The 1,255-nt window shown below is 68.0% G+C and carries 1 protein-coding gene; it reads left to right on the forward strand.

Features of this window, described 5'->3' with window-relative positions; translation table 11 throughout:
* The coding region (locus NAG42_RS43830) for an RNA-guided endonuclease InsQ/TnpB family protein (RefSeq protein WP_250038498.1) at nucleotides 1-1,236 on the forward strand (1,236 nt) is incomplete at its 5' end.
* Nucleotides 1,237-1,255: the final 19 nt, after the last annotated feature.

Genomic DNA, 1,255 nt, shown 5'->3' on the forward strand with positions numbered 1-1,255 from the left:
TGTCTCGTGCAGCTTCGTTACAACTTCCGCGTCTACCCGACGACCAGCCAGCAGATCGAGCTGGCCAGGGCGTTCGGGTGCGCGCGGGTGGTGTTCAACGACGGGCTGCGCCTGCGTCAGCAGGCCCGCGAGGCGGGCGAGAAGTACGTCTCGGACGGCGAGCTGTCCCGCCGCCTGATCACCGAGGCGAAGCTGACGCCTGAGCGGGCATGGCTGGGCGAGGTGTCGTCCGTGGTCTTGCAGCAGGCCCTGGCGGACCTGAACACCGCGTACCGCAACTTCTTCGCCTCGATCTCGGGCAAGCGCAAGGGGCGGAAGCTGGCCCCGCCCCGGTTCCGGTCCCGCAAGGACAACCGGCAGGCCATCCGCTTCACGAAAAACTCCCGGTTCAAGGTCCTCGACAACAGCCGGTTGCGCCTGCCGAGGATCGGCGACCTTGCGGTCCGCTGGTCCCGGACGCTGCCGTCGGACCCGTCGAGTGTGGCGATCATCCGAGACGCGGCCGGGCGTCACTTCGCCTCGTTCGTCGTGCAGACCACCGACGAGGCGTTGCCGCCGGTCGAATCCGAGGTCGGTATCGATCTGGGACTGACCCACTTCGCGGTGCTCCCGGACGGCACGAAGGTGGCCGCACCGAAGTTCCTGCGCCGCGCGGCGCGCAAGCTAAAGCGGTTGCAGCAGGCGCTCTCGCGCAAGCAGCGCGGGAGTCAGAACCGGAAGAAGGCCGTCGTGAAGGTCGCCAGGGCGCACGCCCGGGTGGCCGACACCCGGCGGGACTGGCAGCACAAACTGTCCACGGCGATCATCCGCGAGAACCAAGCGGTGTACGTCGAGGATCTGTGCGTGGCCGGTCTCGGCCGGACCCGACTGGCGAAGTCTGTGCACGATGCGGGATGGGCCGGATTCACCGGCATGTTGGAGTACAAGGCGGCGCGGTACGGGCGCACTTTCGGCCGGGTGGACCGGTTCTTCCCGTCCACCCGGATGTGCTCGCAGTGTGGCCGGATCAACGAGAAGATGGCGCTCAACGTCCGGGCGTGGGACTGCCCCTGCGGCAGCCACCACGACCGGGACGTCAACGCCGCGAAGAACATCAAGGCCGCCGGACAGGCGGACCTCAACGACCGTGGAGCGCAGGTAAGACCGGGACTCGTCCCGGCACCGCGCGGCGAAGCGGTAACCCACCCGGACGCCGCGTGTTCCACGCGCAGCGTGGAGGGAATCTCCGTCCTTTAGGACGGAGAGGATGTCAATC

Source organism: Paractinoplanes maris (assembly GCF_023544465.1).
Taxonomy (GTDB): domain Bacteria; phylum Actinomycetota; class Actinomycetes; order Mycobacteriales; family Micromonosporaceae; genus Actinoplanes; species Actinoplanes maris.